22 protein-coding genes and 1 other annotated feature are annotated in these 24,510 nt (G+C 36.0%); of the genes, 17 read left to right on the forward strand and 5 right to left on the reverse strand.

All coding sequences use genetic code 11. The features are described 5' to 3' along the window. The first annotated feature begins 78 nt into the window (after positions 1-78). On the forward strand, positions 79-351 hold the full coding sequence (locus tag ACQKIM_RS15450) for a YolD-like family protein (RefSeq protein WP_427545415.1): 273 nt from the start codon (positions 79-81) through the stop codon (positions 349-351). Positions 352-367: 16 nt separating this feature from the next. After that, positions 368-706, forward strand: a complete 339-nt coding sequence (locus ACQKIM_RS15455) for a YolD-like family protein (RefSeq protein ID WP_427545417.1) — start codon at positions 368-370, stop codon at positions 704-706. 54 nt (positions 707-760) lie between these two features. Here the strand turns inward: ACQKIM_RS15455 and ACQKIM_RS15460 are convergent, their stop codons facing one another. Beyond that, positions 761-1,483, reverse strand: coding sequence for a hypothetical protein (locus ACQKIM_RS15460; protein WP_427545419.1), 723 nt, complete (start codon positions 1,481-1,483; stop codon positions 761-763). Positions 1,484-2,122: 639 nt separating this feature from the next. On the opposite strand from ACQKIM_RS15460, the gene acnA reads away from it, so the two are divergent. Both acnA and ACQKIM_RS15470 read left to right on the forward strand, forming a co-directional pair. Next, the gene (gene acnA / locus ACQKIM_RS15465) at positions 2,123-4,828 is read left to right on the forward strand and encodes an aconitate hydratase AcnA (RefSeq protein ID WP_427545421.1); all 2,706 of its coding nucleotides are present in this window, start codon (positions 2,123-2,125) and stop codon (positions 4,826-4,828) included. 193 nt (positions 4,829-5,021) lie between these two features. Further along, the gene (locus tag ACQKIM_RS15470; RefSeq protein ID WP_427545423.1) at positions 5,022-6,563 is read left to right on the forward strand and encodes a DUF6612 family protein; all 1,542 of its coding nucleotides are present in this window, start codon (positions 5,022-5,024) and stop codon (positions 6,561-6,563) included. 190 nt (positions 6,564-6,753) lie between these two features. Here the strand turns inward: ACQKIM_RS15470 and ACQKIM_RS15475 are convergent, their stop codons facing one another. The 3 genes from ACQKIM_RS15475 to ACQKIM_RS15485 all read right to left on the reverse strand — a co-directional run bounded on the left by ACQKIM_RS15475 (position 6,754) and on the right by ACQKIM_RS15485 (position 9,412). Next, complete coding sequence (locus ACQKIM_RS15475) at positions 6,754-7,662, reverse strand: TIGR03943 family putative permease subunit (protein WP_427545425.1); 909 nt, start codon at positions 7,660-7,662, stop codon at positions 6,754-6,756. Positions 7,663-7,672: 10 nt separating this feature from the next. Next, a complete protein-coding gene (locus tag ACQKIM_RS15480) occupies positions 7,673-8,674 on the reverse strand; it encodes a permease (protein ID WP_427545427.1) in 1,002 nt (333 codons plus the stop codon). A 153-nt stretch (positions 8,675-8,827) separates the two neighbouring features. Next, positions 8,828-9,412: a DJ-1/PfpI family protein gene (locus tag ACQKIM_RS15485; RefSeq protein WP_427545429.1), complete on the reverse strand. Its 585-nt coding sequence runs from the start codon at positions 9,410-9,412 to the stop codon at positions 8,828-8,830. A gap of 141 nt (positions 9,413-9,553) precedes the next feature. Here ACQKIM_RS15485 and ACQKIM_RS15490 point away from each other — a divergent pair, with 141 nt between their 5' ends. From ACQKIM_RS15490 to ileS, 6 genes are all read left to right on the forward strand, one after another. Then, a complete protein-coding gene (locus tag ACQKIM_RS15490) occupies positions 9,554-10,000 on the forward strand; it encodes an Lrp/AsnC family transcriptional regulator (RefSeq protein ID WP_427545431.1) in 447 nt (148 codons plus the stop codon). Between the two features lie 372 nt (positions 10,001-10,372). Further along, a complete protein-coding gene (locus ACQKIM_RS15495) occupies positions 10,373-10,894 on the forward strand; it encodes a sigma-70 family RNA polymerase sigma factor (protein ID WP_427545433.1) in 522 nt (173 codons plus the stop codon). Then, on the forward strand, positions 10,887-11,849 hold the full coding sequence (locus tag ACQKIM_RS15500) for a DUF3221 domain-containing protein (protein ID WP_427545435.1): 963 nt from the start codon (positions 10,887-10,889) through the stop codon (positions 11,847-11,849). Before ACQKIM_RS15495 ends, ACQKIM_RS15500 begins: the two co-directional genes overlap by 8 nt. A gap of 153 nt (positions 11,850-12,002) precedes the next feature. Then, complete coding sequence (locus ACQKIM_RS15505; RefSeq protein WP_427545436.1) at positions 12,003-12,665, forward strand: hypothetical protein; 663 nt, start codon at positions 12,003-12,005, stop codon at positions 12,663-12,665. Then, complete coding sequence (locus tag ACQKIM_RS15510; RefSeq protein WP_427545438.1) at positions 12,658-13,062, forward strand: hypothetical protein; 405 nt, start codon at positions 12,658-12,660, stop codon at positions 13,060-13,062. Before ACQKIM_RS15505 ends, ACQKIM_RS15510 begins: the two co-directional genes overlap by 8 nt. A gap of 237 nt (positions 13,063-13,299) precedes the next feature. Then, positions 13,300-13,540: a binding site (T-box leader), on the forward strand. A 57-nt stretch (positions 13,541-13,597) separates the two neighbouring features. Then, positions 13,598-16,690, forward strand: coding sequence for an isoleucine--tRNA ligase (gene ileS, locus ACQKIM_RS15515; protein ID WP_427545440.1), 3,093 nt, complete (start codon positions 13,598-13,600; stop codon positions 16,688-16,690). 432 nt (positions 16,691-17,122) lie between these two features. Here the strand turns inward: ileS and ACQKIM_RS15520 are convergent, their stop codons facing one another. Further along, positions 17,123-17,725, reverse strand: coding sequence for a LysE/ArgO family amino acid transporter (locus tag ACQKIM_RS15520; protein ID WP_427545442.1), 603 nt, complete (start codon positions 17,723-17,725; stop codon positions 17,123-17,125). A gap of 138 nt (positions 17,726-17,863) precedes the next feature. Between ACQKIM_RS15520 and ACQKIM_RS15525 the strand changes: the two genes are divergently transcribed. The 7 genes from ACQKIM_RS15525 to ACQKIM_RS15555 all read left to right on the forward strand — a co-directional run bounded on the left by ACQKIM_RS15525 (position 17,864) and on the right by ACQKIM_RS15555 (position 24,282). Then, a complete protein-coding gene (locus tag ACQKIM_RS15525; RefSeq protein WP_427545456.1) occupies positions 17,864-19,288 on the forward strand; it encodes a PLP-dependent aminotransferase family protein in 1,425 nt (474 codons plus the stop codon). A gap of 370 nt (positions 19,289-19,658) precedes the next feature. Continuing rightward, positions 19,659-20,660: a hypothetical protein gene (locus ACQKIM_RS15530; protein WP_427545444.1), complete on the forward strand. Its 1,002-nt coding sequence runs from the start codon at positions 19,659-19,661 to the stop codon at positions 20,658-20,660. 381 nt (positions 20,661-21,041) lie between these two features. After that, a complete protein-coding gene (locus ACQKIM_RS15535; protein ID WP_427545446.1) occupies positions 21,042-21,584 on the forward strand; it encodes an NADPH-dependent FMN reductase in 543 nt (180 codons plus the stop codon). A 73-nt stretch (positions 21,585-21,657) separates the two neighbouring features. After that, positions 21,658-22,674, forward strand: a complete 1,017-nt coding sequence (locus ACQKIM_RS15540) for a 2,3-butanediol dehydrogenase (RefSeq protein WP_427545458.1) — start codon at positions 21,658-21,660, stop codon at positions 22,672-22,674. Positions 22,675-22,772: 98 nt separating this feature from the next. Further along, positions 22,773-23,498: an alpha/beta hydrolase gene (locus ACQKIM_RS15545; protein WP_427545448.1), complete on the forward strand. Its 726-nt coding sequence runs from the start codon at positions 22,773-22,775 to the stop codon at positions 23,496-23,498. Between the two features lie 291 nt (positions 23,499-23,789). After that, positions 23,790-23,996: a (4Fe-4S)-binding protein gene (locus tag ACQKIM_RS15550; RefSeq protein WP_427545450.1), complete on the forward strand. Its 207-nt coding sequence runs from the start codon at positions 23,790-23,792 to the stop codon at positions 23,994-23,996. A 16-nt stretch (positions 23,997-24,012) separates the two neighbouring features. Continuing rightward, positions 24,013-24,282: a GNAT family N-acetyltransferase gene (locus tag ACQKIM_RS15555; protein ID WP_427545452.1), complete on the forward strand. Its 270-nt coding sequence runs from the start codon at positions 24,013-24,015 to the stop codon at positions 24,280-24,282. The last annotated feature ends 228 nt before the right edge of the window (positions 24,283-24,510 follow it).

Here is a 24,510-nt window from a genome sequence, read left to right on the forward strand (position 1 = left end):
ATTTTTTTATTGCTAAAAAAGGAACGTTCGTTCTATAATGTATACAAACGAATGTTCTTACTTTGAGGAGGCGTAAAGATGGCAACTAAAACAAAAACACCAGCAAAGAAAAAAGAACCAAAGCACTTAGAACGAGATGAATTTGATTTAGAAGAAATCGCATACGCATTAACTGAAGCAATGAATGAATCAAAGTACAAAGCCTTTTCGGTCTATAAAAAGGATGAACCACTCTTAGGTATAGTCACTAAAATGGATGCTAACACTAAATTAATTCACATTAAAGATAAGTACAGGATTGTACATAAGGTACATTTTCTTGATATTTTAAGTATTTCTGATGTTGATTAATGGAGAGTGAATTACAATGATAAGAGATCGTGGATCAATGAAATGGACAGCAATGATGCTTCCAGAGCATCTCGAAAAGATTCGAGAATGGAAACAAGAGCAATTTTATGATAAAAAGCGTGATTTGACTGATTGGGAACTAGAAGAGATTGAACAAACAATACAAAGAGCATTTAAATTACGAAAACTAGTTACACTTACATTATGGCATAATCATAATTTTCATGACGAAACAGGATTAGTTACAGGAATGGACCGGCTCAAGAAGGAAATGTTATTAGATACTGATATAGCCATAAAACGTATTTTGTTTGATGATATTCAAAGTGCAAAGTTGTTAGATGTTGACGAATAGATGAAGAAAAGTCACTCGTTTGTAGAGAAAATGAGTGACTTTATTTATCAATATTTATTTTAGTACAGCGTCATTAATCAAAACATTAAAATCATCAATCTTACTTTGGTCTCTTCGAATTACATAATTAGAAATAATACCTTCAACAGTGATCTTTTGACCAAGAGATAAATCAGCGTCTTGTTTTAAATCAACAATTACAAAATTAATAATTTCTTCTGGATATTTCCCTAAAAACCTCTGTTCTTTTTCTTCTTTATGAATTAGTTCATCATACGTAATTTCGCTAAATTTCGAGATGTCTTTATCACCCATATAAATAGTGAATTTGTCTGTCCGTTGAGCTGTAGTGGAACCTTCTCTTCGTTTCTTTTGTCCAATGTTAGAACTTTCAAAGGCAAATTCAGTTATTACACCAGAAGCTGTTGCTTTTCTACCAAGTAAATCAAAGTCATCTTTGAATTGTTTTCCGTTTTTATGACCAAGGACAATCATATCCACCAATTTTTCATCCTCAACTGTTAATAACTTATTTGTAAAATCCGCAATCGTTTTTCCTTCTAAATTTTCATCGATAAACTGTTTGCTTTGTTCTTCTAAGGATATTTCTTTAGCAGTAACCGGTGTTTCTTTTTCAATTTTCTTTTTGTCAGTAGACTCAGCTACATTCTTAGAGTCTGAGTCTGATTTTGAGTCTGTAGGAGTCATAATAAATCCAACGATAAAGATCGCTATTGAAATACCTAAGATAAGACCGCCTTTTGTTTTCCGTTTCATAACAACTCCTGCTATTAACAAAATCGAACCTATAATAATACCTACTATGCTTAAAAGTATGAGTAAGAAGCTTATGTTAATCTCTCCCTTTATGTTATGTATGATAAAAATTTAATTTAACTATACCAAAATTCCCATATTCCGTTAATACTCAAATTTATTTATTAATATAGATAGAGACACAACATATATGACCCTGTTGTGCCTCTGCTATAGAATAAAATGTAATCTTTGATAAAGATTATAAAAATACTAGTTGATGTAAATAATTTTTGATATGATTTTTAATATAATACGTACCTGTCCATAACCATAATAATTAAATATTTTTCACTGGGGCACCATTTCTAAGAAAAACTACAAGTGCCCCAGAAAGTGCCCCAAAAAGTACCCCAGTTAAATACATTTAGATACATTTAGTTAGAAAGGTATAAAAAATGTCCTTCCTGCAAATCCTTCATCTTATGCATATCTATAAAATTAAAAACATCAGGTTAGAAACCAAGGTCATAAGTTATGCTTATCAAAAAAGATAATATTAATGTAATTTACTTATGAATATAAATACGTTATCATGGGTATTGGAGAAAAGTTGCTTTACATAGGCCTTTTCAAAAAGATATTTAGGGGGATCCGCAAATGGCACAAGGTAATTTACACAACAGCCGCGCATCATTCGAAGTAAATGGTAAATCTTACAATTACTATGACTTAGCTGCGATTGAAAAAGCTGGCGTTGCAAAAGTTTCAAACCTTCCTTACTCAATCAAAGTATTATTAGAATCTGTTTTACGTCAATATGATGCGTATGTAATCAAAGAAGAACACGTAAATGAATTAGCAAAATGGGGTAACGGTGCAGATCCAGAAGCTGAAGTACCATTCAAACCTTCTCGCGTTGTATTACAAGATTTTACTGGTGTACCAGTAGTAGTTGACCTTGCATCTCTTCGTTCTGCAATGAAAGAAATGGGCGGCGACCCTAGCAAAATCAACCCTGCTATTCCAGTTGACCTTGTAATTGACCACTCAGTACAAGTTGACAAATATGGTAATGCAAGTGCACTACAAGCAAACATGGACCTTGAATTTGAACGTAACGCTGAGCGTTATAACTTCTTAAAATGGGCTCAAACTGCTTACAATAACTTCCGTGCTGTACCACCAGCAACTGGTATCGTTCACCAAGTAAACTTAGAGTACTTAGCTCCAGTTGTACATGTAAACGAAAATGCTGACGGTACATTCGAAACATTCCCAGATTCAGTAGTTGGTACTGACTCACATACAACAATGATCAATGGTATCGGCGTTCTTGGATGGGGTGTTGGTGGTATTGAAGCTGAAGCAGGTATGCTTGGTCAACCTTCATACTTCCCAATCCCAGAAGTTATCGGTGTTAAATTAGTTGGCGATCTTCCAAACGGAACTACTGCTACTGACTTAGCATTAAAAGTAACTCAAGTATTACGTCAACGTGGCGTAGTTGGTAAATTCGTTGAGTTCTTCGGACCTGGCGTATCTAAATTACCACTAGCTGACCGTGCAACAATCTCTAACATGGCTCCTGAATATGGTGCTACATGTGGTTACTTCGCAATCGACGAAGAATCATTAAACTATATGCGTTTAACTGGTCGTGACGAAGAGCACATCGCGGTTGTAGAAGCTTACTTAAAAGCGAACCACATGTTCTTTGATCCAACATTAGAGCCAGTTTACACTGACGTATTAGAAGTAAACTTAGCTGAAATCGAACCAAACCTTTCTGGTCCAAAACGTCCACAAGACTTAATTCCGCTATCTCAAATGCGTTCTCGTTACAAAGAAGCAGTAGTGGCGCCACAAGGTACACAAGGTTTCGGTTTAACTGAAGATGAATTCGCAAAAACTTCTGTAGCTAAATTTGCTGAAGGTGATGTAGAAATTCCAACAGGTGCTGTTGCAATCGCTGCAATCACTTCTTGTACAAATACATCTAACCCTTACGTATTAATTGCTGCGGGCTTAGTGGCGAAAAAAGCTGTAGAAAAAGGTCTAACAGTGCCTAAATGGGTAAAAACTTCTTTAGCACCAGGTTCTAAAGTAGTAACTGGTTACCTAGAAGATTCAGGTTTACAATCTTACCTTGACCAAATCGGGTTCAACACTGTAGGTTATGGTTGTACAACATGTATCGGTAACTCAGGTCCATTACTTCCTGAAATCGAAGATGCAATCAAAGCTAATGACTTATTCGTAACATCTGTTCTTTCTGGTAACCGTAACTTCGAAGGTCGTGTACACCCACTTGTAAAAGCTAACTACTTAGCTTCTCCACCACTTGTTGTTGCTTATGCACTTGCTGGTACAGTGGATATCGATCTACAAAAAGATTCATTCGGTAAAGACAAAGATGGTAACGAAGTATTCTTCGCTGATATCTGGCCTTCAACTGAAGAAGTTAACGCTGTATTAGGTACTGTTGTTAACCGTGAATTATTCCAAAAAGAATACGAAACTGTATTCACAGCAAACGAAGCTTGGAATGCAATTGAAACATCAACTGAGTCTCTTTACACATTTGATGAAAATTCAACTTACATCCAAAACCCACCATTCTTCCAAGGTCTTGCGAAAGAGCCAGAAGCTATCAAAGGCTTAGACGGCTTACGCATTATGGCGAAGTTCGGTGATTCAATTACAACTGACCATATTTCTCCAGCTGGTGCAATTGGTAAAGAAACACCTGCAGGTAAATATTTAATCGAAAACGGTGTTGCAATCCGTGACTTCAACTCTTACGGTTCTCGTCGTGGTAACCACGAAGTAATGATGCGTGGTACATTTGCAAACATCCGTATCCGTAACCAAGTTGCTCCTGGTACAGAAGGTGGATTCACTACTTACTGGCCAACAGGCGAAGTAGAGTATATCTATGACGCATGTATGAAATACCAAGAGCAAGGTACTGGCTTAGTAGTACTTGCTGGTAACGACTACGGTATGGGATCTTCTCGTGACTGGGCTGCGAAAGGTACATTCCTACTTGGCGTGAAAACTGTTATCGCACAATCTTACGAGCGTATCCACCGTTCTAACTTAGTAATGATGGGTGTTCTTCCTTTACAATACTTAAACGGTGAATCTGCTGATTCTCTAGGTTTAACTGGTAAAGAAGAAATCTCTGTAAACATTACTGATGATGTAAAACCACGTGAAATCTTAACAGTAACTGCTAAATCTGAAGACGGCACAGTTAAAACTTTCCAAGCTTTAGCTCGTTTCGACTCAGAAGTAGAAGTAGACTACTACCGTCACGGTGGTATCCTACAAATGGTTCTACGCGCAAAAGCTGCTGAGTAATCATTTTTTAAGAAACCGATCTCCTTGGAGGTCGGTTTTTTTATATGTCTAAAGGCTCAAAAGTTTACAAATTTTCTACAACTATATATTTATTTATTCAAATTGACCCAACATATAGCAATCTATCATAAATTTGTTTATAATTAATAATGTTATACATACCCTAATGGGATTAGTAGAGGAGAGCAAAATGATGAAAAATAAGAAAAGAAAACTTTATACTACAACTGCAGTTGCATTAGCAGTAACGGCGGTAGCAGCAGTACCTGCATCAGCAGCAAGCCCTTTTTCAGATGTAAGTGAAGACCACCCACATTTTGAAGGAATATCTTCACTTTATACAGCAGGTGTTTTACATGGTTATAGTGATGGTACATTTAAACCATCCCAAGCAGTAACACGTGGTCAAGTTGCGAAAATACTTGTTAATGCTTTCGGACTTGCAACAGCGGATACAGCTTCTGTTGAAAAGCAAAACTTTAAAGATCTAAACAAATCAAATGAATACTATGATGCTATTAAAAAGTTATCAGCACTTGGTGTGGTGAAGGGGTATGATGATCATACATTCCGTCCATCCGAAACTGTGACACGAGGACAAATAGCTGTGATGATTGCACGAGCATTAGACTTAGATGCAAAAGGTAAAAGTCCGTTTGTGGATGTTCCAGAGACTAGCTCCTACGCTAACGCTGTGACAGCACTATATGAGGCAGGGATTTCAACAGGAATTTCAGCTACAGAATACGGTGTCAATGAAAAAGTAACACGTGGTCAATTAGCTACCTTGATTGTCAATACATTGACAGCAATGTCAACACCATCAACAGAGCCGACAACACCACAGCCTAGCTTAACATTAGAAGAAGTATTTAATAAATCTCTAGCTAAACAACAAGACGTGAAAAGCATGAAAGCTAGTATGACGATGACACAAGCAATAGAAGTAAATGATGGAAAAGAAACATTCAAAACAAACACAAATAGCAAAATGTCAATGGATGTAGTGGTTGATCCAATGCAATTTTTCATTGAGGGAACAATTGCTATGACAGAGCCTGAAAGTGGCGAAAAAATGGAGATGCCATTAAAAATGTACATGACAGCTAAAGATGGAATGTATATGTATGAGGCAACACAAGGCGCATGGCTTAAGTTCCCAACTGATATGTATGATGCTATGCTTGAACAAGCAGGTGTCCAAGCAAACGCAGCTGACCAGCTTGAAATGCTAAAAGACTTTGCAAAAGACTTTACATTAAAAGAAACAGATGATGCTTATGTTTTAACACTAAATGCAGATGGTGAGAAATTTACAAAACTGGTTAAAGACCAAATTTCAACTTTATTACCGATGTTGGAAGCAGGAAATGCAACAGCAACAAAAGATTCAGCAGAGGTACAAGTGGGGACAACAACAAAAGATTCAGCTGAAGTAGAAGTAGGGGCAGATGACATTTTAGCTTCATTGAATAATATGTCATTTGACAATATAAAATATCAATTAACGATTGATAAAAAGACATTCGATATGAAAAACATTGAAATTGATATGACTTTAGCAATGAATATGGCGGATGTAAAAATGAAAATTAACCAAAAATCAGCCATCACATATGATGCATATAATACACTTTCTACGATTACTATCCCACAAGAAGTGCTAAAAAATGCAAAGGATTTATCAGAATTAACAGCGAAGGAAATGGAATTAGTTTCTTCAATCAATAAATAAAACTGAATGCATTTAAACTGTTAATATGATGGCAGTGGATTTATTCCTCTGATCATAATGACAGTAAAAATGGACTAAGAAGTAGCCATCTAGTATCGACATAGTCGGTGCTAGGTGGCTATGTTGTTTAGAAGGGGGATTTGCCTTGGATGTGTAAAATACATGAAGAAAGTGGTGGAAGACACTTGATTTACATACTAATAAGAATATCTATAGGATATAAATAAGGTTCTTCAGGTATTTTTATTTCTTTCCATTTATTAATTTTAAGCAATGGAAGTTCAACATTATTATAGTACCCAATATCAATAATTCCTTCTGCTTCAATCCACGTATCTTCTTCTAGGTTGCTTGCTTCTGGTATCTCTGACAGAAAACCAACGATGCTTGCATCAGCTACACAATGTGTAATTAAGAATCTAGAAATCACTAACTGATTCTGTTCAAAATCATCTTCTTTCAATACAAATCCACTTATATGAATGCTTTTCCCTTGATAGTTTAATAAGTTATTATTAATGTCCTCATAATAAATGGAATATACATAATCCGTCATTTCAACCAATGGATTTTTGGCAAGTTGTTGTTTCAACAACTCATATTCTTTTTTTGGCATTTCCTGTTTTTTTTCCAATAAGTTTGGATCAACAGAGTGTCCTTCAGTGGAATCATTCAACGTTGCTACGTCCTCATCACCAGTAAGCGCTTGTGATTGGTTGGTCATCATAATCGTGGCTCCTTTTTTTTCTGCAATCGAAGCATCTAAAACCTTGGTTGGCATGCCTAATCCAGTGACTATAGGGATGATAAGGATAAAATAGGACACCCCCTTTTTTATAGAAAGTGATGTATTTTCCTGTTGATGTGAGCAACATCCACATGTAATATGATATGAAGTACTTTGATTTGAAAAAGTAAAAACTCTTTTTAGCTGTACTACGAATAATAATAAAAAAATAATCGCTACTGCTTTACTTAACATATCATATTTCGGATTTATTAATTTTGTTATGTTACCTGTGACATGAAAACTATAGATCATAGCAGAAAATGCAAATAAAATGGCTGCTTTGACTGCTTGTTGAAAGTGAAATTGCATAAATTTCCCCCTAAATATATGGTGCTGCCAGCCATAACAGAGTAAAGACAACAGCAATGACTATGAATAATAACCATAATACAAATTTAATCCTAAATACGCCCAGCATCATAATGGTATTTTTAAAATCAATCATCGGTCCAAAAATTAAGAAGGCAAGAATAGCAGGCGAAGGGAAAATCGAACTAAATGAAGCACCAATAAATGCATCAGCTTCAGAGCAAAGTGAGAGTATATAAGCTAGAGCCATCATGACAAATATTGAAGATGGTAGATCACTTCCAATGTTAACTAATGTCTTGGTTGATAGAAATGTTTGGACAAATGCAGCTAGAAAGGCACCAATGATTAAATATTTCCCCATATCAAAAAATTCATCGATTGAATGTGTTAACATATGTGAGCATTTTTTATTAAATGGTAATTTTTCTGCATGGGCATGTGGTTTATTAATGTGAATACCTTGTTTAAATTGTGTTCCTTTGAAGGAAAAACTTATTATGAGAGCTATTATAATGGCAAAAAGAAATCCTAAAATCATTCGTAAACCTGCTATTTTCGCATCATTCCCAAATGCCATATAGGTAGAAATGATGACAATAGGGTTAATAAGTGGTCCAGTTAACATAAAGCCCATTGCAGCATGAATAGGTACTCCTTTTGAGATTAGCCTTCTTACAATGGGAACAATACCACATTCACATGCAGGAAATAATGCACCAACAATACAGCTCATAAAAACAGCCATCAATTTATTTTTAGGAATCCATTTCTGTATATGATCCTCTGTGATAAATATTTGAATAAAGCCTGCAATAAGAACCCCGATTAACACAAAAGGTAGTGCTTCTATCAAGATACTTAAAAAGATTGTATTAAGATTTAATAGGGAAGGACCAATAGCAAATAACAAAGGGATATTAGAATAGAAGGAAGGTGTTAGAAAAAGAGCTAAGATTAGCAAGAATAAAAACCAAAAATTAAAAAAATATTTTATGGCATAACGATTCACATGTACCTCCTAAATATATGTCTTCTGTTAAAAATAGTAATGATTACGTTTTAAAGTATGTGCTTTTCTATTAGGTTATTACTAAATCCACCAAAAAAATAGAATCACCGCAAATTTTCCAGCGGTGATTCTTGTAGTGAAGATGACTCACTTCTATTTAAAGCCCATTAAATCCTTCACATTCCTTGTATTTTCAATTGATGTTAGCATTTCAAGCAAGGAAAAAGCCACGTCAAAGGCAGTACCAGGATTGGAAGATGTAATAATATGTTCGTTTTGGACAATTCGCTCATTGACAATGACTGCACCATAGGATTGGAGCTGTGCTAAACGCTTGCTTGTTGAATGATTATAAGTGGTAGCTCTTCGATTTTGTAGAATGCCACTATGACCTAAAATAAGAGAAGCTACACAAACCGTGGCAATTGGTTTTTTATGTTCATCGAAGTAACGGACAATCTTCTGAAATTCTTCACTGAAGGCATCTGTATAAAAGCCCGCTTCCTCAAAGCCTCCAGGGATGGCTAGTGCATCAAAGTCCTCCAATGAGATTTCGTGAAGTAATTTTTCTGGGGCTACGTTGAAATTCCATGTACATTGCAGTTGTGGATGTAATCCTACAGTCACTACTTCTGTTGACCCATCGCCCTCCCATTTATTCCAGCCAAGAACATCTGTAAAAACACTCGCTTCAACAGCCTCAAAGCCATTTGCTAATAATAATAAAATTTTTTTCATGCTGAATATGCCTCCTTTATATATTTCATTGTAGAGGACGAGGTTTCACAATAACAGAAGTTGTATAATGTAATTATAAGGATTTAGTTTATAATATAAGGAAATTTCTTAAATCTAATTAATAAAAAAAGGTGGAAAACAATGGATCAAATAGATACTGAAATCTTATTGCAATTACAGCGAAATGCAAAAATTTCAATGAAGGAATTAGCGGCATCCGTTCATTTATCCTCGCCAGCTGTCATTGAACGTGTTAAAAAGCTAGAAGAGCAAGGAATGATTGAAGGGTATAAAGCAAAAGTAAATTTAAAAAAGATACAGCGCACAATTCAAGCTATTATTTTATTTAAATCGATTGATTGTAAAAGTCTTTCAGATTTTTGCAATGCCCACCCAGATGTTTTGGAGTGTTATCGAGTAGCAGGTGAGATTAGTTATATTGTGAAGCTTGCTACATATTCAGTGGAAACATTGGAGCGGTTTATTGATGAGGCAATGCCCTATGGAACACCTTCAACTAATATTGTGCTATCTTCAACAGAAAAAACAGTCATTGCTCCATTTTTTAATGAGAATTTAGACAAATAAGAATAGAGTATGTTTAGTAGCCGAGAAAACTGCTCAGGTCAGGGGGAAACTGCTCGGGTAGCCAAGAAATGTGCCCAGGTCAGGGGAAAATCTGCTCGGGTGACCGAGGAAACTGCTCAGGTAAGTGAAAAAATTGCTCGGGTAGCCAAGAAACTTGCTCAGGTCAGGGGAAAACCTGCTCGAGTGACCAAGGAAACTGCTCAAGTAAGTGAAAAAATTGCTTGGGTAGCTAAGAAACCTGCTCATGAGCCAAGGTTGTGAATCACCTATATCGTGAAGATAGGAATTTACTGCAGCTTTATAGAGAAAAAATTTCAAAAAATGCAAACCTCTAGCTTGTGAGCACCGTTTATAGGGCAGAGAGGGGGAGAGATGTTGCTTGAGATTTATGAACTTGAAGGAATAATGGAGCAGCATACTGAAAGGCTGATTCGACTGGCCTTTTATTATGTAAGAGATTTACAATGTGCAGAAGACATCGTTCAGGATGTATTTATTAAATTTTATGACCATCAACAAAACTACGAAGAACGTGGGGAATTGCGGGCTTATTTATCAAAACTTGTTACCAATAAAAGTAAAGATTATTTACGTAGCTGGACTTACCGTAAAATTCAGGTACAACAGAAAATTTTTGCGAAGCAAACTGTGATAAGAAGGGACATGCTTGTTCAGCAAGATGAACAAACATTAATTGAAAATGCCATTTTAGCACTACCATTAAAACAGCGTGAGGTTCTTATTTATTTTTATTTTGAGGAATTACCTGTTATGGAAATTGCCGAGCTATTAAGTATTCCGGAGAGCACAGTCAAAACAAGACTGCGTCGTGGAAGAGAGCTATTAAAGCCAAAGCTACAGCATATTGAATGGGAGGTGCTACTGCATGAGTAAAGTGGATGTGACAGTAATAAGGAATCTATCGGAAAGTAAAAAGAGGGTTATGGCAAATGTTGTGCAGCATATAGAACGGCGTGACAATAAAAAAAGAGCTTGGCGATGGCAATATAGTTTAATAACCATTGTTTTTACAGCATGTATAGGGTTGTTTTTCTATTCACAATTACAATTTGATAATAAGCTTCATTTATCTTCAAATGAGCTGCCAATTCTAGATGAAGATGAAATATCCATAATGTTGTTGAATGCATATAATCCTCAAAGTGAACAATCTCGTAATGATTTTTTTCAATTAATGATAGAAATGAATGCTTATTACGCATATGCTTTAAGCAAGGGAATTGAAATAAATGAAGAACTGATAGACAAGAATAGAATAATAAGTAAACGAGATTTCGAGAATCAATTAGAAGATGAAGATTTTAATAATATTCTTGCAAGTTTAGAGCTTACATTTGATGAGTATTTTGAAAAATATATCGAACCTTTAAATATTAAGGGAATCGCGCGAAACGAATTACTCAAAGATTATCAAAAGAGATATGAAAATTCCTTTCCACTACATGCTTATCTTGGTGTTAAAAAAGAGGCAATGGATTATCTTACTGCAAAATATCCAGATAAAATTGCCTATCTAAAGAAAAAATATCAATTTTCAATCGATCCAAAAGATGCGTATGTATCTGATACAAAGTATAAAACAGGTTATGTTGTAGCAATTGAAGAAGATCGTTTCTTGGTTGTTTCTGGGGAAGTAAAAGATTTAATTGGACATTTATCAAATGAAGAAATGTTAAATCAAAAAGAAAATGGCATTTGGTACCCACTTCATGAAGTAAAAGATAAAATTGCAATAGGAAAAATGGTAAACGTTACCTATAGTATGCAAGAGCGTCTTGGCAAATATGGCTTTGTAGCTAATTTGGATGAAATTGAAATTGTGAAATAATAGAAAAACAGCTTATTAAAAATGATATGCCCCAACTCACAATTAGGGTCATTTTCATTTAGGATAAGCTGTTTTTGGTGGTAAATTAAGATACAATTATTGTAAGTAATTACAGCATTATTACATAAAAAAAGAAAGAAGGGGGTGAAGGCTTTGTTTATAATTATGGATTTTGCAATCGCTTTCCTGTTAACTATTCCTCTATTATTTTTACATTTTAAGAGTAAATATATGGAGCATTGTAAATGGCAGCTATTTTCTTCAATAGGGTTATTAAATTTTTTAACTATTTATTATGTGATATCCTTTGGTGATATCTTTTGGATTGTGCTTGTTTGGCAGTTACTATTTATTTGGCCAATCTGTATCGTTTCTTACTTGTATTTGTATAAACAGAATTATCACTCTTCTTATTATTGGGGTTTAAGAAAAAAACATTTCCTTTGGATAGGAACACTCACAATCATTAGTATCTTTACGGTGTTTATAGGTATGTATGGAGCTAATAAAAAAGTCATTGCCTTTCATCAGCAAGTAATGCAGGATTTTGAGGACAGCCGTGACCGCCAGCTTTATTTAATCGAGCATGCAATTGCCCCAGCTACATTGCTAGATTTATCGGATCAAATAGAAAAAGTGAGAGATGGGCAAGTGCGTGCATTAACCTTACCGTGGCGAAGCAAGGTAATTGTGACGATAGACAATAGAGAACAGAAGGAATTCACTTATGTAAGGTTTTACAATGGCTGGAAGTTAGATGGAATTTATCGAGAAAGTTATACTATGGAAATAGACAGGGGTACAGAGAATGATTGATTATTTTGAACGGATTGTGCGCTTGACTGATTTGGAAGTCTGGTCAATCCGTATCGAGCAAATACATTACTGCATAGTTATTATGGATGAACGAAGGAAAGCTTCTATTGAGGAAATGGAATTACCAGATGCTATCATTGATGAAGATGCTCAACGGACAAACTATGTATCAGTTAGCATTTTTTCTGAAATCGGTGTAAAAAAGGAACATAAAGAAGTTTTAGATGATTATGCAAAGCGTTTCACAAATCATTTAGCACTTGCCCATTGTAACGTGGTTGTGAAATTTTATTTGGAGTGGCCAGAAATTGCAGTAGATCGAATGTTGTATCAGAAATATGGTTATAAATTAGCAGATATACCATTAAAAAAATTATGGCATTTGAATCAAGAATAAGGAGAGAACATGGTACTTCATGAAAATGGTTAAACATTCTTAAGGACATTAAAAATAGAGCAGCAAGAAGAGCAAGCCGAACTTTTACAATCTGCGATAATACATAACAAGTGGCAGGCTTCATAATACAGTATTTATTTCATAAAAGTATTGAGGCATGTCTAGAGGCATTTTTAGTATTTTGAAATTGTTGACAGGCAAAAATTACTTTGTTAAGATGAATGACAATAAAAGCATACAAATTCGTTGATGAGAAAGAGTAATGTTTCATTTTGTTCTACAGAGAGCCGACATTTATGGTGAAAGTCGGTGTGCAAATGTTACATGAAAATCCTCTCTGAGAAGATTAGCCGAACATAGTAGGTTAATCCGGGTGTCTACCGTTAAAAAGAACACGTATGATTGTACGTTGCTGAGTGCTATTGAACGATGCGTCAATAGAATTAGGGTGGTATTCGCGGTTAACCCCGTCCCTTGCTTGGGACGGGGTTTTTGTATGCCTTTTATACAAATGGATTGTATAGGAGGAAGTCACATGCAAGTGGAAAAGAAAAAAGAAACAACTGTAGAAAGAGAGTTAAGGATTCGTGCATTATGGGAGCAAGAAGGAACGTTCCAGGCAACTGTTGCGAATCGTTCTGGCAACAAGCCTTTTGTATTTTACGAAGGGCCACCAACAGCGAATGGATTACCCCATGTGGGTCACGCATTTGGTAGAACAATTAAAGATGTCGTTGCTCGCTATAAAACCATGCAAGGCTATTTAGTCGAACGTAAAGCTGGATGGGATACACATGGTTTACCTGTAGAATTAGGGGTAGAAAAAAAGCTGGGTATCTCTGGTAAACAAGAAATTGAGAAATATGGTGTTGAACAATTTATCCAGGAGTGTAAAGGAAGCGTCTTTACCTATGAGAAGAAATGGCGCTCCTTTACAGAACAACTAGGCTATTGGATTGATATGGATGATCCCTATTTAACACTTAGTAATGAGTATATCGAGTCCGTATGGCATATTTTAAGCCATGTGCACAAGGAAAAGCTTTTATATAAAGGGCATCGAGTGTCACCATATTGCCCTAGCTGTCAAACATCTTTAAGCTCTCATGAAGTGGCACAGGGCTATAAGGATGTTAAGGATTTATCTGTAACAGCGATGTTTAAGCTCAAGGATAAGGACGAATATTTTCTTGGCTGGACAACAACGCCATGGACATTACCTGCTAATGTTGCGTTAGCAATGAACCCAGAGCTTACGTATGTGCGTGTGAAGCAGGGGGAAAAAGTGTATATTCTAGCAAAATCACTTGTCAATAAGGTTTTTACTGAACCGGTGGAAGTGTTAAGTGAACATTATGGTCATGAATTTGAAGGTGTGTCCTACATCCCACCTTTTTCATACGTTACAGTTGATAAAGGGCATAATGTTGTACTAGCTGATTATGTGACAGAGCATAGTGGAACCGGCATCGTGCATATTGCACCTGCTTATGGAGAGGACGATTATAAAACTGTTCAACAAAATGGTCTGTCATTTGTCAATGTTGTGGATGGAAAAGGTTGTTATACAGGAGAGGTGCCAGAGCTAGTCGGTAAATTTGTCAAAGAATGCGATGTTGACATTATTAAATTGCTTGCCAAAAAGGAGCTACTGTTTGATAAGGAAAAATATGAGCATAGCTATCCTCATTGCTGGCGCTGTGATTCACCTTTACTTTATTATGCAACAGATAGCTGGTTTATTAAAATGTCAGCATTAAAAGAAAAGCTATTAGAAAATAATGAGCAGGTCACATGGTATCCAGAGCATATTAAACACGGTAGATTCGGAAATTTCTTAGAAAATTTAGTGGACTGGAATATTAGTCGTAATCGTTATTGGGGTACACCCCTTAACGTATGGATTTGTCAGGATTGTGGTCATGAAGAAGCACCAAATAGTATTATGGCTTTAAAGAAGTTAGCGAAGGGTACTTTACAAGATGTCGAGCTTCATAAGCCATATATCGACGAGGTTATTTGTAGTTGTCCAAAATGTAATGGTGAGATGGAACGCACACCTGAAGTGATTGATGTATGGTTTGATAGTGGCTCCATGCCATTTGCACAGCAGCATTATCCTTTTGGAGACCTTGCTGCTTTCAATAATCAATTTCCTGCTGATGTGGTCATCGAAGGCATTGATCAAACACGAGGATTTTTCTATAGTCTATTAGCGGTTTCAACTTTATTTACAGGAAAGGCACCTTATAAAAAAGTACTTTCCTTAGGGCATGTTTTAGATGAGCACGGTCAGAAAATGTCGAAAAGTAAAGGAAATGCATTGGAGCCAGTAGAACTAATAGAGCAATATGGAGCGGATGCTTTGCGATGGTCATTTTTAGTCGACAGTTCTCCCTGGAATCCGAAACGCTTTTCAAAAAAAATTGTTATGGATGCGAAATCAAAGTTAGTTGATACATTGGATAACATATTTAAATTTTATCAGTTGTATGCTGAAATCGATGGCTTTGAGTACGATGCAAACAATACAGGCACACGTACAAATTTAGATCATTGGATATTGTCTCGTTTACATTATACAATTCAGCTTGTGACAAAATGTATGGATGATTTTCAATTTACACAGGCAACACGTGAAATTGGAAAGCTTGTGGAAGAGCTAAGTAATTGGTATATCCGACGTTCACGGGCAAGATTTTGGGCAAATGGGTTATCGGAGGACAAACGAGGAGCCTTTAGCACGCTATATGAGCTATTAACAATAATTTGTCAATTATTAGCACCATTCACACCATTTATTGCAGAGGATTTGTATCGACAATTATGTGGAAAAAGCGTGCATTTACAGGACTATCCGAAATATAATGAAGCACTTGTTAATGCGAAGCTCGAAAAAGAAATGCAAACTATTTTAACAATCGTAGAGCTGGGGCGTAGCATTCGCAATAGTCAGGGGATCAAGGTCAAGCAGCCATTAAGCGAAATCATTGTCTCTGTTGATGGACAATTAACCGATTTTCAGCCATATAGCGAGCTTGTGAAAGACGAACTAAATATGAAAGAATGTTTATGGACAAATGATTTTTCAGCATACGAAACAGTTCATTATAAACTGAACTTTAAAACAGCAGGAGCAGTATTTGGAGCAAAAGTGAATAAAGTAAAAGAGTATGTAGTGAATTTTAATGATCAGGAAAAACGTGAGTTACAGAGAACAGATGAGGTAACGTTTACGATTGACGGGGAACAGCTAACATTGTTAAAGAAACATGTGTTAATGGAATCGATGGTAAAGGATCAATATATTTTAGCAGAAGATGCCTCCTGTCGAATCCTTATGAATGTTCAGCTTACAGCAAGCTTACTGGAAGAAGGACAAATAAGAGAATTAATTCGCACAATCCAAGACACACGTAAAAAGTGGCAACTACCAGTAGAGCAGTATGTTTCAATTTCAATTGCTGGAAATACTAAAGCAACGTCTATTATCCAGCAGCACGAAGCGTTATTAAAAGCAAATGTGTTGTTACATGATATTGATTATGTAAGTGAGAGTCAGAGTGAACGCTATATTGAGACAGATATGTTTGATGAGAAGATTACCGTTTATTTTAATAATTTTTAGTTCACAGGAAGTTTAGTAACCCTCGAGTTCGTTTAGGTCACAGGAAAAGTGCTCGGGTAAGCTCGAAAACAGCTCAGGTTGCTAGGAAAAGTGCTCGGGTAAGCTCGAAAACAGCTCAGGTTGCTAGGAAAAGTGCTCGGGTAAGCCCAGAAACAGCTCAGGTCGCTAGGAAAAGTGCTCGGGTAAGCCCGGAAACAGCTCAGGTCGGCTGGAAAAGCGCTCGGGTAATCCTGAAATCCGCTCAGGTTGCTAGGAAAAATGCTCGGGTAATCCCGGACTCGGCTCAGGTTGCTAGGAAAAGCGCTCAGGTAACCCTGGGAACTGCTCAGATTGTCAGGAAAAGCGTTCGGGTAACACCAGAATTTACTCAGGTCGCCAGAAAACGCTCAGGTAACCAAAATTGGAAGAATCCTGAGCGTTTTTATGTAAAAATTAAAATAACCCATTAATTAGATAAAGAGCTGTAGCCCAGATAAAGATAGCGGAACATTTATTAAAAATACTCATTAGTTTCCCTGAGCTATCGAGTTTTTTGAAATAGGCTCCAGCAACAGTGAGTCCAAAAAACCATAGCCAAGAAATCAATACACAAGCAGTGGTGAACAATATTTGCTCAGTGCCACTATATTTTAAAGCACTCGTCCCAATCACACCAATTGTATCTAAAATGGCATGTGGATTTAAAAGTGAGACAGAGAGCGCGAATAACATCTGTTTTTTCACAGGAAGTGCTTCGTTATTATCAGCTGTGGCTGGGTCGGAGCGCCAAATAGTATAGCCCATATAAAGTAGGAAAAGTATACCAACCGTCATTAAGGCAAAACGTAGCCACTCAAACTGCAATATGATGATAGATAAACCGAATACTGCAAGCAAAATTAGAAGTGTATCACAAATTGCGGCTGTGATGCTCGCAGGGAAGGCTCGAACTAGATGAGGCTGTGTTGCACCCTGTGAAAAGACAAAGACATTTTGTACGCCTAATGGCAAAATAAGTCCAAAAGCTAAAATCATTCCATGAAAAAATGCTTCCAAGAAAATTCACTCCTTTCACTAAACATTCTAGTTATGATATAACTAAAAGAAAACGACCAATTGGATGGTTTTTTTACCATCCAATTTTAAGTGCTTGAGGTGATTTGATTGAACTGGCAGCCAATTAAACAGGGTGAAATGACATTACAGCAGCAAATTATCCAGTGGATTACTGGACATGTTGAGCGAGGAGATTGGGTGGCGGGAACAAAGCTACCAACACAAAGACAGCTTGCCATGCAGTTTGGAGTCAATCGCAGTACTGTTCAGCAGGCATTAGAGGAGCTAAAGGCAGCTGGTATACTAGAAGCAAAGGTCGGCTCAGGTATTTATGTAGCTGATAATTCCTGGCATTCATTAATTACACAAACACAACCAAATTGGCAAAAATATATAGACACTAGTCTTCATAAGCCCAATTACCATACCATTCAAATAATCAATGAATATGAACAGCGCGATGATGTCATTCGTCTGGGAACTGGGGAGCTTGCACCAAGTCTACTGCCAACTACTGATATAGAAGCCTCACTGAAGGAGCTCTCTTTGCAATCAAAAGCTTTAGGTTATTCATCACCCCAAGGCAACGAAAGATTGCGAGCTGCAATTTGTAAGTATGTGAAAAAGAGAGGCGTCCATGTACAGCCTCAAAATATTTGTATTGTTTCAGGCGCACTTCAGGGATTGCAGCTGATTGCTGTTGGATTACTTGAGCAGGGCGCTATTGTGTTCCAGGACCAAACATCTTATTTAAATTCAGTTCATCCCTTTCAGTCGGTGGGGATGCAAATGATGGCCATCCATCGTGGTGAACAGCTTGCCCAAACATTGGCTCAACAAAAAAGAAAAAGACAGGCTGTGTTTTATGCTGTTCCTACGTTAAACAATCCAACTGGTGAGGTATGGACAACGCAAGAAAAAAGGCAACTTTACGAAGCGTGTAAAGCATCTCGCATTCCTATTATTGAAGATGACGTTTATCATGAATTGCTCTTTGAAGCGGCAACACCTCCAATAAAATCAATGGATGATAGTGGGCAAGTCCTCTATATTGGAAGTGTCTCGAAAACCTTAAGCCCTGGCCTTCGTATAGGCTGGTTAATCGGTCCAACAACAGTGATTGAACGATTGGCAGATATAAAAATGCAAACAGATTACGGTTCAAGCGCCATTTCGCAGGAAATTGTCTTACATTGGTTACAATCTGGTAAATATGAAAAGCATATTGAAGACTTACGCCAAAAATTACAGCGACGTGCAGATTATGTAGAGACTATTTTAAAAGAAAAATTTGATGATTTGGCTGACTGGAGCAAGCCAAAGGGAGGCTTTTATATTTGGTTAAAGTTTCATGAGCCCATCGTTGATAAAGAATTATTTACCCAGCTATTGTATCAACAGGTCCTTATAAACCCTGGCTATATTTATGATCCACAGGATTCCCATCATATCCGATTATCCTATGCCTATGCCACCTATGAAGAATTACAGAGTGGCTTGGAAATATTATGTAAATGTGTAGTGGCATTGGTTGAAAAACGGAATGAAAAAACTCCATTTTGAATAAAAGATTGATCAAAATGGAGTTTTTTTTTATAAAATTTCAATAAAGCTGCTGTAATATACTTTTAGGTAAATGATGTTTATACATTTCTAATATGTATCAGTATGTTCTGTTCCTTTAATAAAGTAATGAATTTAATTTGGCTTAACATAAATAACAGAATAATCTTTTTCATTTTTTCTGGGGTGTCAAACAATATTAATCATTAATCAATTTGATAAAAGCATACTTCTTATCAAATTGGCTAAATATTTCGTTAATATATATAAATTAAGATATATATATGGATTTAATGTAGAATTTACCATTCCTTTGCACTATAATAAACTTACAAGATTAAGTATAAATACATATAAAAGGAGAAACGTTTTGAGAAATCTAATTAAAATCACAATTTCTTTTATTTTCTTGCTAGTGGCAACTGTCTCATTCTTTAGTCTGTCCGCCGATGCGACTAATGAAAAAGTCTCTAAAATACATAGAGTATCAGATCCAGAGTTTTGTAAGAACAAAAGTTTCCCAGCACAACTATCTAATGGGTTGACAATCGGAGTAAATAAAGGCTTATGCGTTCCAGTAATCCTAAAAGGAAAGAATGAAGTATATTCTTTCGGAGGTCCATTTATGGAAGGAGAATTGCAGTTTACTATTACTGGAAACAAAGATACATTTATGTATTATAAAGATTCTGGCCGTGGCGGTGACAGTCTTGAATTAGTCGGCGTTCGCCCAAATGGAGAAATTTTCTTAGAGAAAGAAATTGATAATGGTGTAGGTATCAACGCCGAATTCCTTTCGCCTAGTATTATTGAAATAGGTATAGAGAGGTATAATGAAGACTACGTTGCCATGGGCGATAGATTTACAGGCTTATTCGATACAAAATACTATCTACTTACTAAAGATGGAGAGATGAAAGAGATTGATTATATCGATCAGGAATTTGCCGACCTAGCGAAGAAGGGGCAATTAAAATGGGTACCAGGGAATATAGGCATGAACTATAAATCTCTAAAAGCCAATATTAAAGGTATGCTTGAGTATGGCGAAATTCCTTTTTATATGACACCAAAGGCATCATACGTTTTCCCTCCTAAAAATAAGCTTGAAGGAACGGAAGTAGTTAATGCTATAGGCAAAAAAGCGATAATAGCGGGCTCGAAAAAAGAGCTAACTGAAAAACTACTAAAATATTTCGGTAAGCCTGTAGCAGAAAATATAAATGGTAACAGCTATGTATATGCTTACAAAGCTGGTCAATATTATGTAGTAATAGATGGAGACGGCAAAAACAAAGAAGCTCGTCTTTATATAGGTTCAAAGTATGGAATTAACGTTTTATTTTGGCCAATGGATGGAGGCATAGAATAATCGTCATAAGACTACTCTATATTTCGTAATTAAAACCAATATACTTAAAAATAAATAAACTGTTTATGAACACGCTAAAACCAAATGAGCCACCAAAAGGTTCAAAAATCTTAGTGTGTTCTTTTTACATTCCGTTTAGTATTCAATTGAAAAGAAAATCGTTGAAGGCAGAGATATTGCAATAAATAACGTCTCTGTTTTTTTTATTATTGTAAAATCATTTTTCCGGGATAGAAAAGTTGCGAAATAAGAAATAGAGTGTTACTATTATCTCGAATTCAAGACAAAAGAATTCAAACCTTTTGCGTCATTAGAAAGGTGGGATTTAGAAATGAGTTTTTAAATAGATTCTTTACTTCAAATAAAAAGGAGGAAGAAGCAATGGCAGAACTAAATATCGGCATCATTATTGGATCAACACGTGAAGGACGAGTAAGTCCACAGGTAGCACAGTGGGTAAAGGAAATCGCAGATCAACGAGGAGATGCGAATTATACAGTAATTGATATTGCAGATTACAATTTACCTTTACTAGGTGAAGTGGGGCAAGATGCTTCAGGTACACAAGCTTGGTCGGAAGCTATTGCCAAACAAGATGGATTTGTGTTTATCGTACAAGAATACAATCATTCTATTACAGGTGCTTTAAAAAATGCGTTAGATTATTTACGTGAAGAGTGGAATAACAAAGCTGCGGGGATAGTATCTTATGGTTCTGTAGGTGGTGCTCGAGCTGCAGAACATTTACGTGGTATTCTAGGAGAGCTTTTAATCGCAGATGTACGCGTTCACCCTGCATTATCACTATTCACAGATTTTGAAAATGGTACAGACTTTAAACCAAAAGCTGTACAAACTGATTCAGTAAATCAAATGTTAGACCAACTAATTCCATGGTCTAAAGCGTTAAATACAATTCGTTAAACATCATGAGAAATGACATCAAAATTTGGAGGAATGAAAAATGAAAGCAGCAGTATGATATGGTCAAAAAGATATCCGAGTAGAAGAAAGAGAATTAAAACAACTAAAAGACAATGAAGTAACAGTTCGTGTAGCTTGGGCTGGTATTTGTGGTTCGGATTTACATGAATACCAAGAAGGACCTGTCTTTGTGCCAGTAGATGGACCAGATGAATTAACAGGTGAGGTTGCACCAATTACTATGGGTCATGAATTCGCAGGGATTGTCGAAAAGGTTGGACCAGCAGTAACAAAATATAAAGTTGGTGATCGCGTAGTTGTTAACCCTACAATTACTCATGGAAACAAACCAGAAGACATTGACAGCTATGATGGTTTTAGCTTTATCGGGTTACATGGCGATGGTGGTTTTACTAAATATGCAAATGCGCCAGAGCATAATATTTACAAATTACCAGATACATTAACATTACAGGATGGTGCTTTAGTGGAGCCTACAGCTGTGGCTGTACAAGCAATTAAAGAAAGTGGTATGCAATTTGGTGACACAGTAGCCATTTTTGGTGCTGGTCCAATCGGCTTATTAACAACAATTGCAGCAAAAGCAGCTGGCGCAAGCAAAATATTTGTCTTTGACCTTTCAGAAACACGACTTGAAAAAGCGAAAGAGCTTGGGGCTACAGAAGTATTTAACTCTGGAAAAATCAATCCGGTTGAAGCGGTGAAACAATATGCTCCAGATGGTGTAGACGTTACATTTGAAGTAGCAGGTGTTGCACCAACATTTAAATCATCCATCGATGTGACTCGTGCTCGTGGTACAGTTGTTATCGTATCCATTTTTGCTCATTCTATTGAATGGAACCCAATGCAATTAACGAACACAGGTGTTAAAGTTACTTCAACAATTGCTTATACACCAACTTCATTCCAGCAAACAGTGGATTTAATGGGTACTGGACAATTAAAACCACAAGGGATCATTACTTCTCAAATTGAACTAGATGATATCGTAGAAAAAGGATTTGAAGCATTAACAAATGACAAATCTCAAGCAAAAATTTTAGTGAAATTAAGCGGAGAGATGTAATTTATTAAATTTTCTTTTATGATAAAAGACAGTAAGAGGGTAGCCATAAAGAGGCTACCTTCTATTATTGATAAAACCTGATGAAAGGTTCTGATTTTGTGGTTAAAATACTTCCAGCTAAAGAAATTTACTTGAAAGGGAATGAGCATGCCATATTGCTTTTACATTCCTTTACAAGCCATACAAGAGATATGAAGAAAGTTGCCAGTAAGCTACACGAAAAAGGCTACACTTGTTATGTACCACTATATAGTGGACATGGTCATATCCCAGAACAATTATTACAATATAATGTAGACGACTGGTGGCAAGATGTGGTGAATGCACATCAATTTTTGCTGAATGAAGGCTATCAAAAGATCTCAGTGATTGGTTTATCAATTGGAGGTATTTTCACTTTGAAGCTTGCTCAATTAGAAGTGTTAGAGCAAATCATTGTATTATCGGTACCTATTAATAAAGAGCCAGCACAATTAAAACAAAGAATCATCGACTATGCTTACAATTATAAAAGTATTGAGGGCAAATCAGTACAACAAATTTCTAGTGAACTCGAACTATTTAACGAAATGCCGTTGGAGACTTCTATAGAATTTCAACAATTTATCAAGGAAACAATGCAACATCTTGATAAAATTACGATACCAATCGCTATTTACTACGGTGAACGAGACGATGATTTATACGCTCACAGTGCAGAAGTCATCTATCAGCATGTACATTCTTCTAAAAAGTACAAGAGAGGTTTTGAAAACTCCAAACATTTAATGACATTAGGTAGGGAGCAAGATGAAATCATTAAGGACATGATGGATTTTCTATAGTCGAAGTTTCAATTAATAGTGAAAAAACTTACCATTAAGAGGTATTGACTACCTTTAATATTCATGATATTATTATCTCGAATTAGAGATAATGTAATTCGAGATATATTTTTGGTGTTATCTCGAAATCAAGATAATAAAGTCAAGTACACAAGAATGGACGAAGTAGAAAGATTCATCAGTAGATGTGAGCAGGGATGGGACCTGTGGAAACTAGCTATATGTTCATTAGGGGATGTTGAGAAAGCATTAGACCTATAGAGTGGTAAATAAAAATGAGGGGTGATATTTATGAGTTTTAAAGAGTACAAAGGAGAAAAAATTACAGTTTATTTTGATGGAGACATTTGTCAACATGCGGCTGAATGTGTAAAAGGATTGCCAGAGGTGTTCAATGTTAAAGCTAGACCTTGGATTTCTCCAGATCAAGCAGATGTAAAGAATGTGGTAGAAGTAATTAATAGATGTCCAAGCGGTGCATTAAAATATAAAATTTAAAAGGAGAATTATTTCAATGGAACTTAAACAGGGTACTCAGTCATTTTATATTGGAAACGAAGGAAATAGTGAAGCCGAGGTTCATTTTGTTCGTGTAGGTGAAAATCGAATCATTTTAGACCATACACATGTTGCAGAACATTTAAGAGGTCAAAATGTAGGTCAGCAATTAGTAAAAGCAGCTGTCGAATATGCCAGAAAAGAAAAATTACAAGTCATCCCACTATGTCCTTTTGCAAAAGCTGAGTTTGAAAAACATCCTGAATATCAAGAATTATTAGGGTAGCAATAACATAGGGTCAACTAAGAAAATGGATAAAATTTAAAAAGATAAACGGTTGTTAAGCTGAATAATAAATAAAAATATCGCACCTCTATTAAGGGGGGGATATTTTTAGGAAATCTCTATTCCGAGATTGTTGATGTTAGTCTAAATTATGGACACAGTGAATTGGGAGTTTATAAAGTATAATAATCTTAACAATTTACTAGGAGTGTCTAAGATGACAAAACG

Source organism: Lysinibacillus sp. NPDC047702 (genome assembly GCF_050272555.1).
In the GTDB taxonomy this organism is placed as follows: domain Bacteria; phylum Bacillota; class Bacilli; order Bacillales_A; family Planococcaceae; genus Lysinibacillus.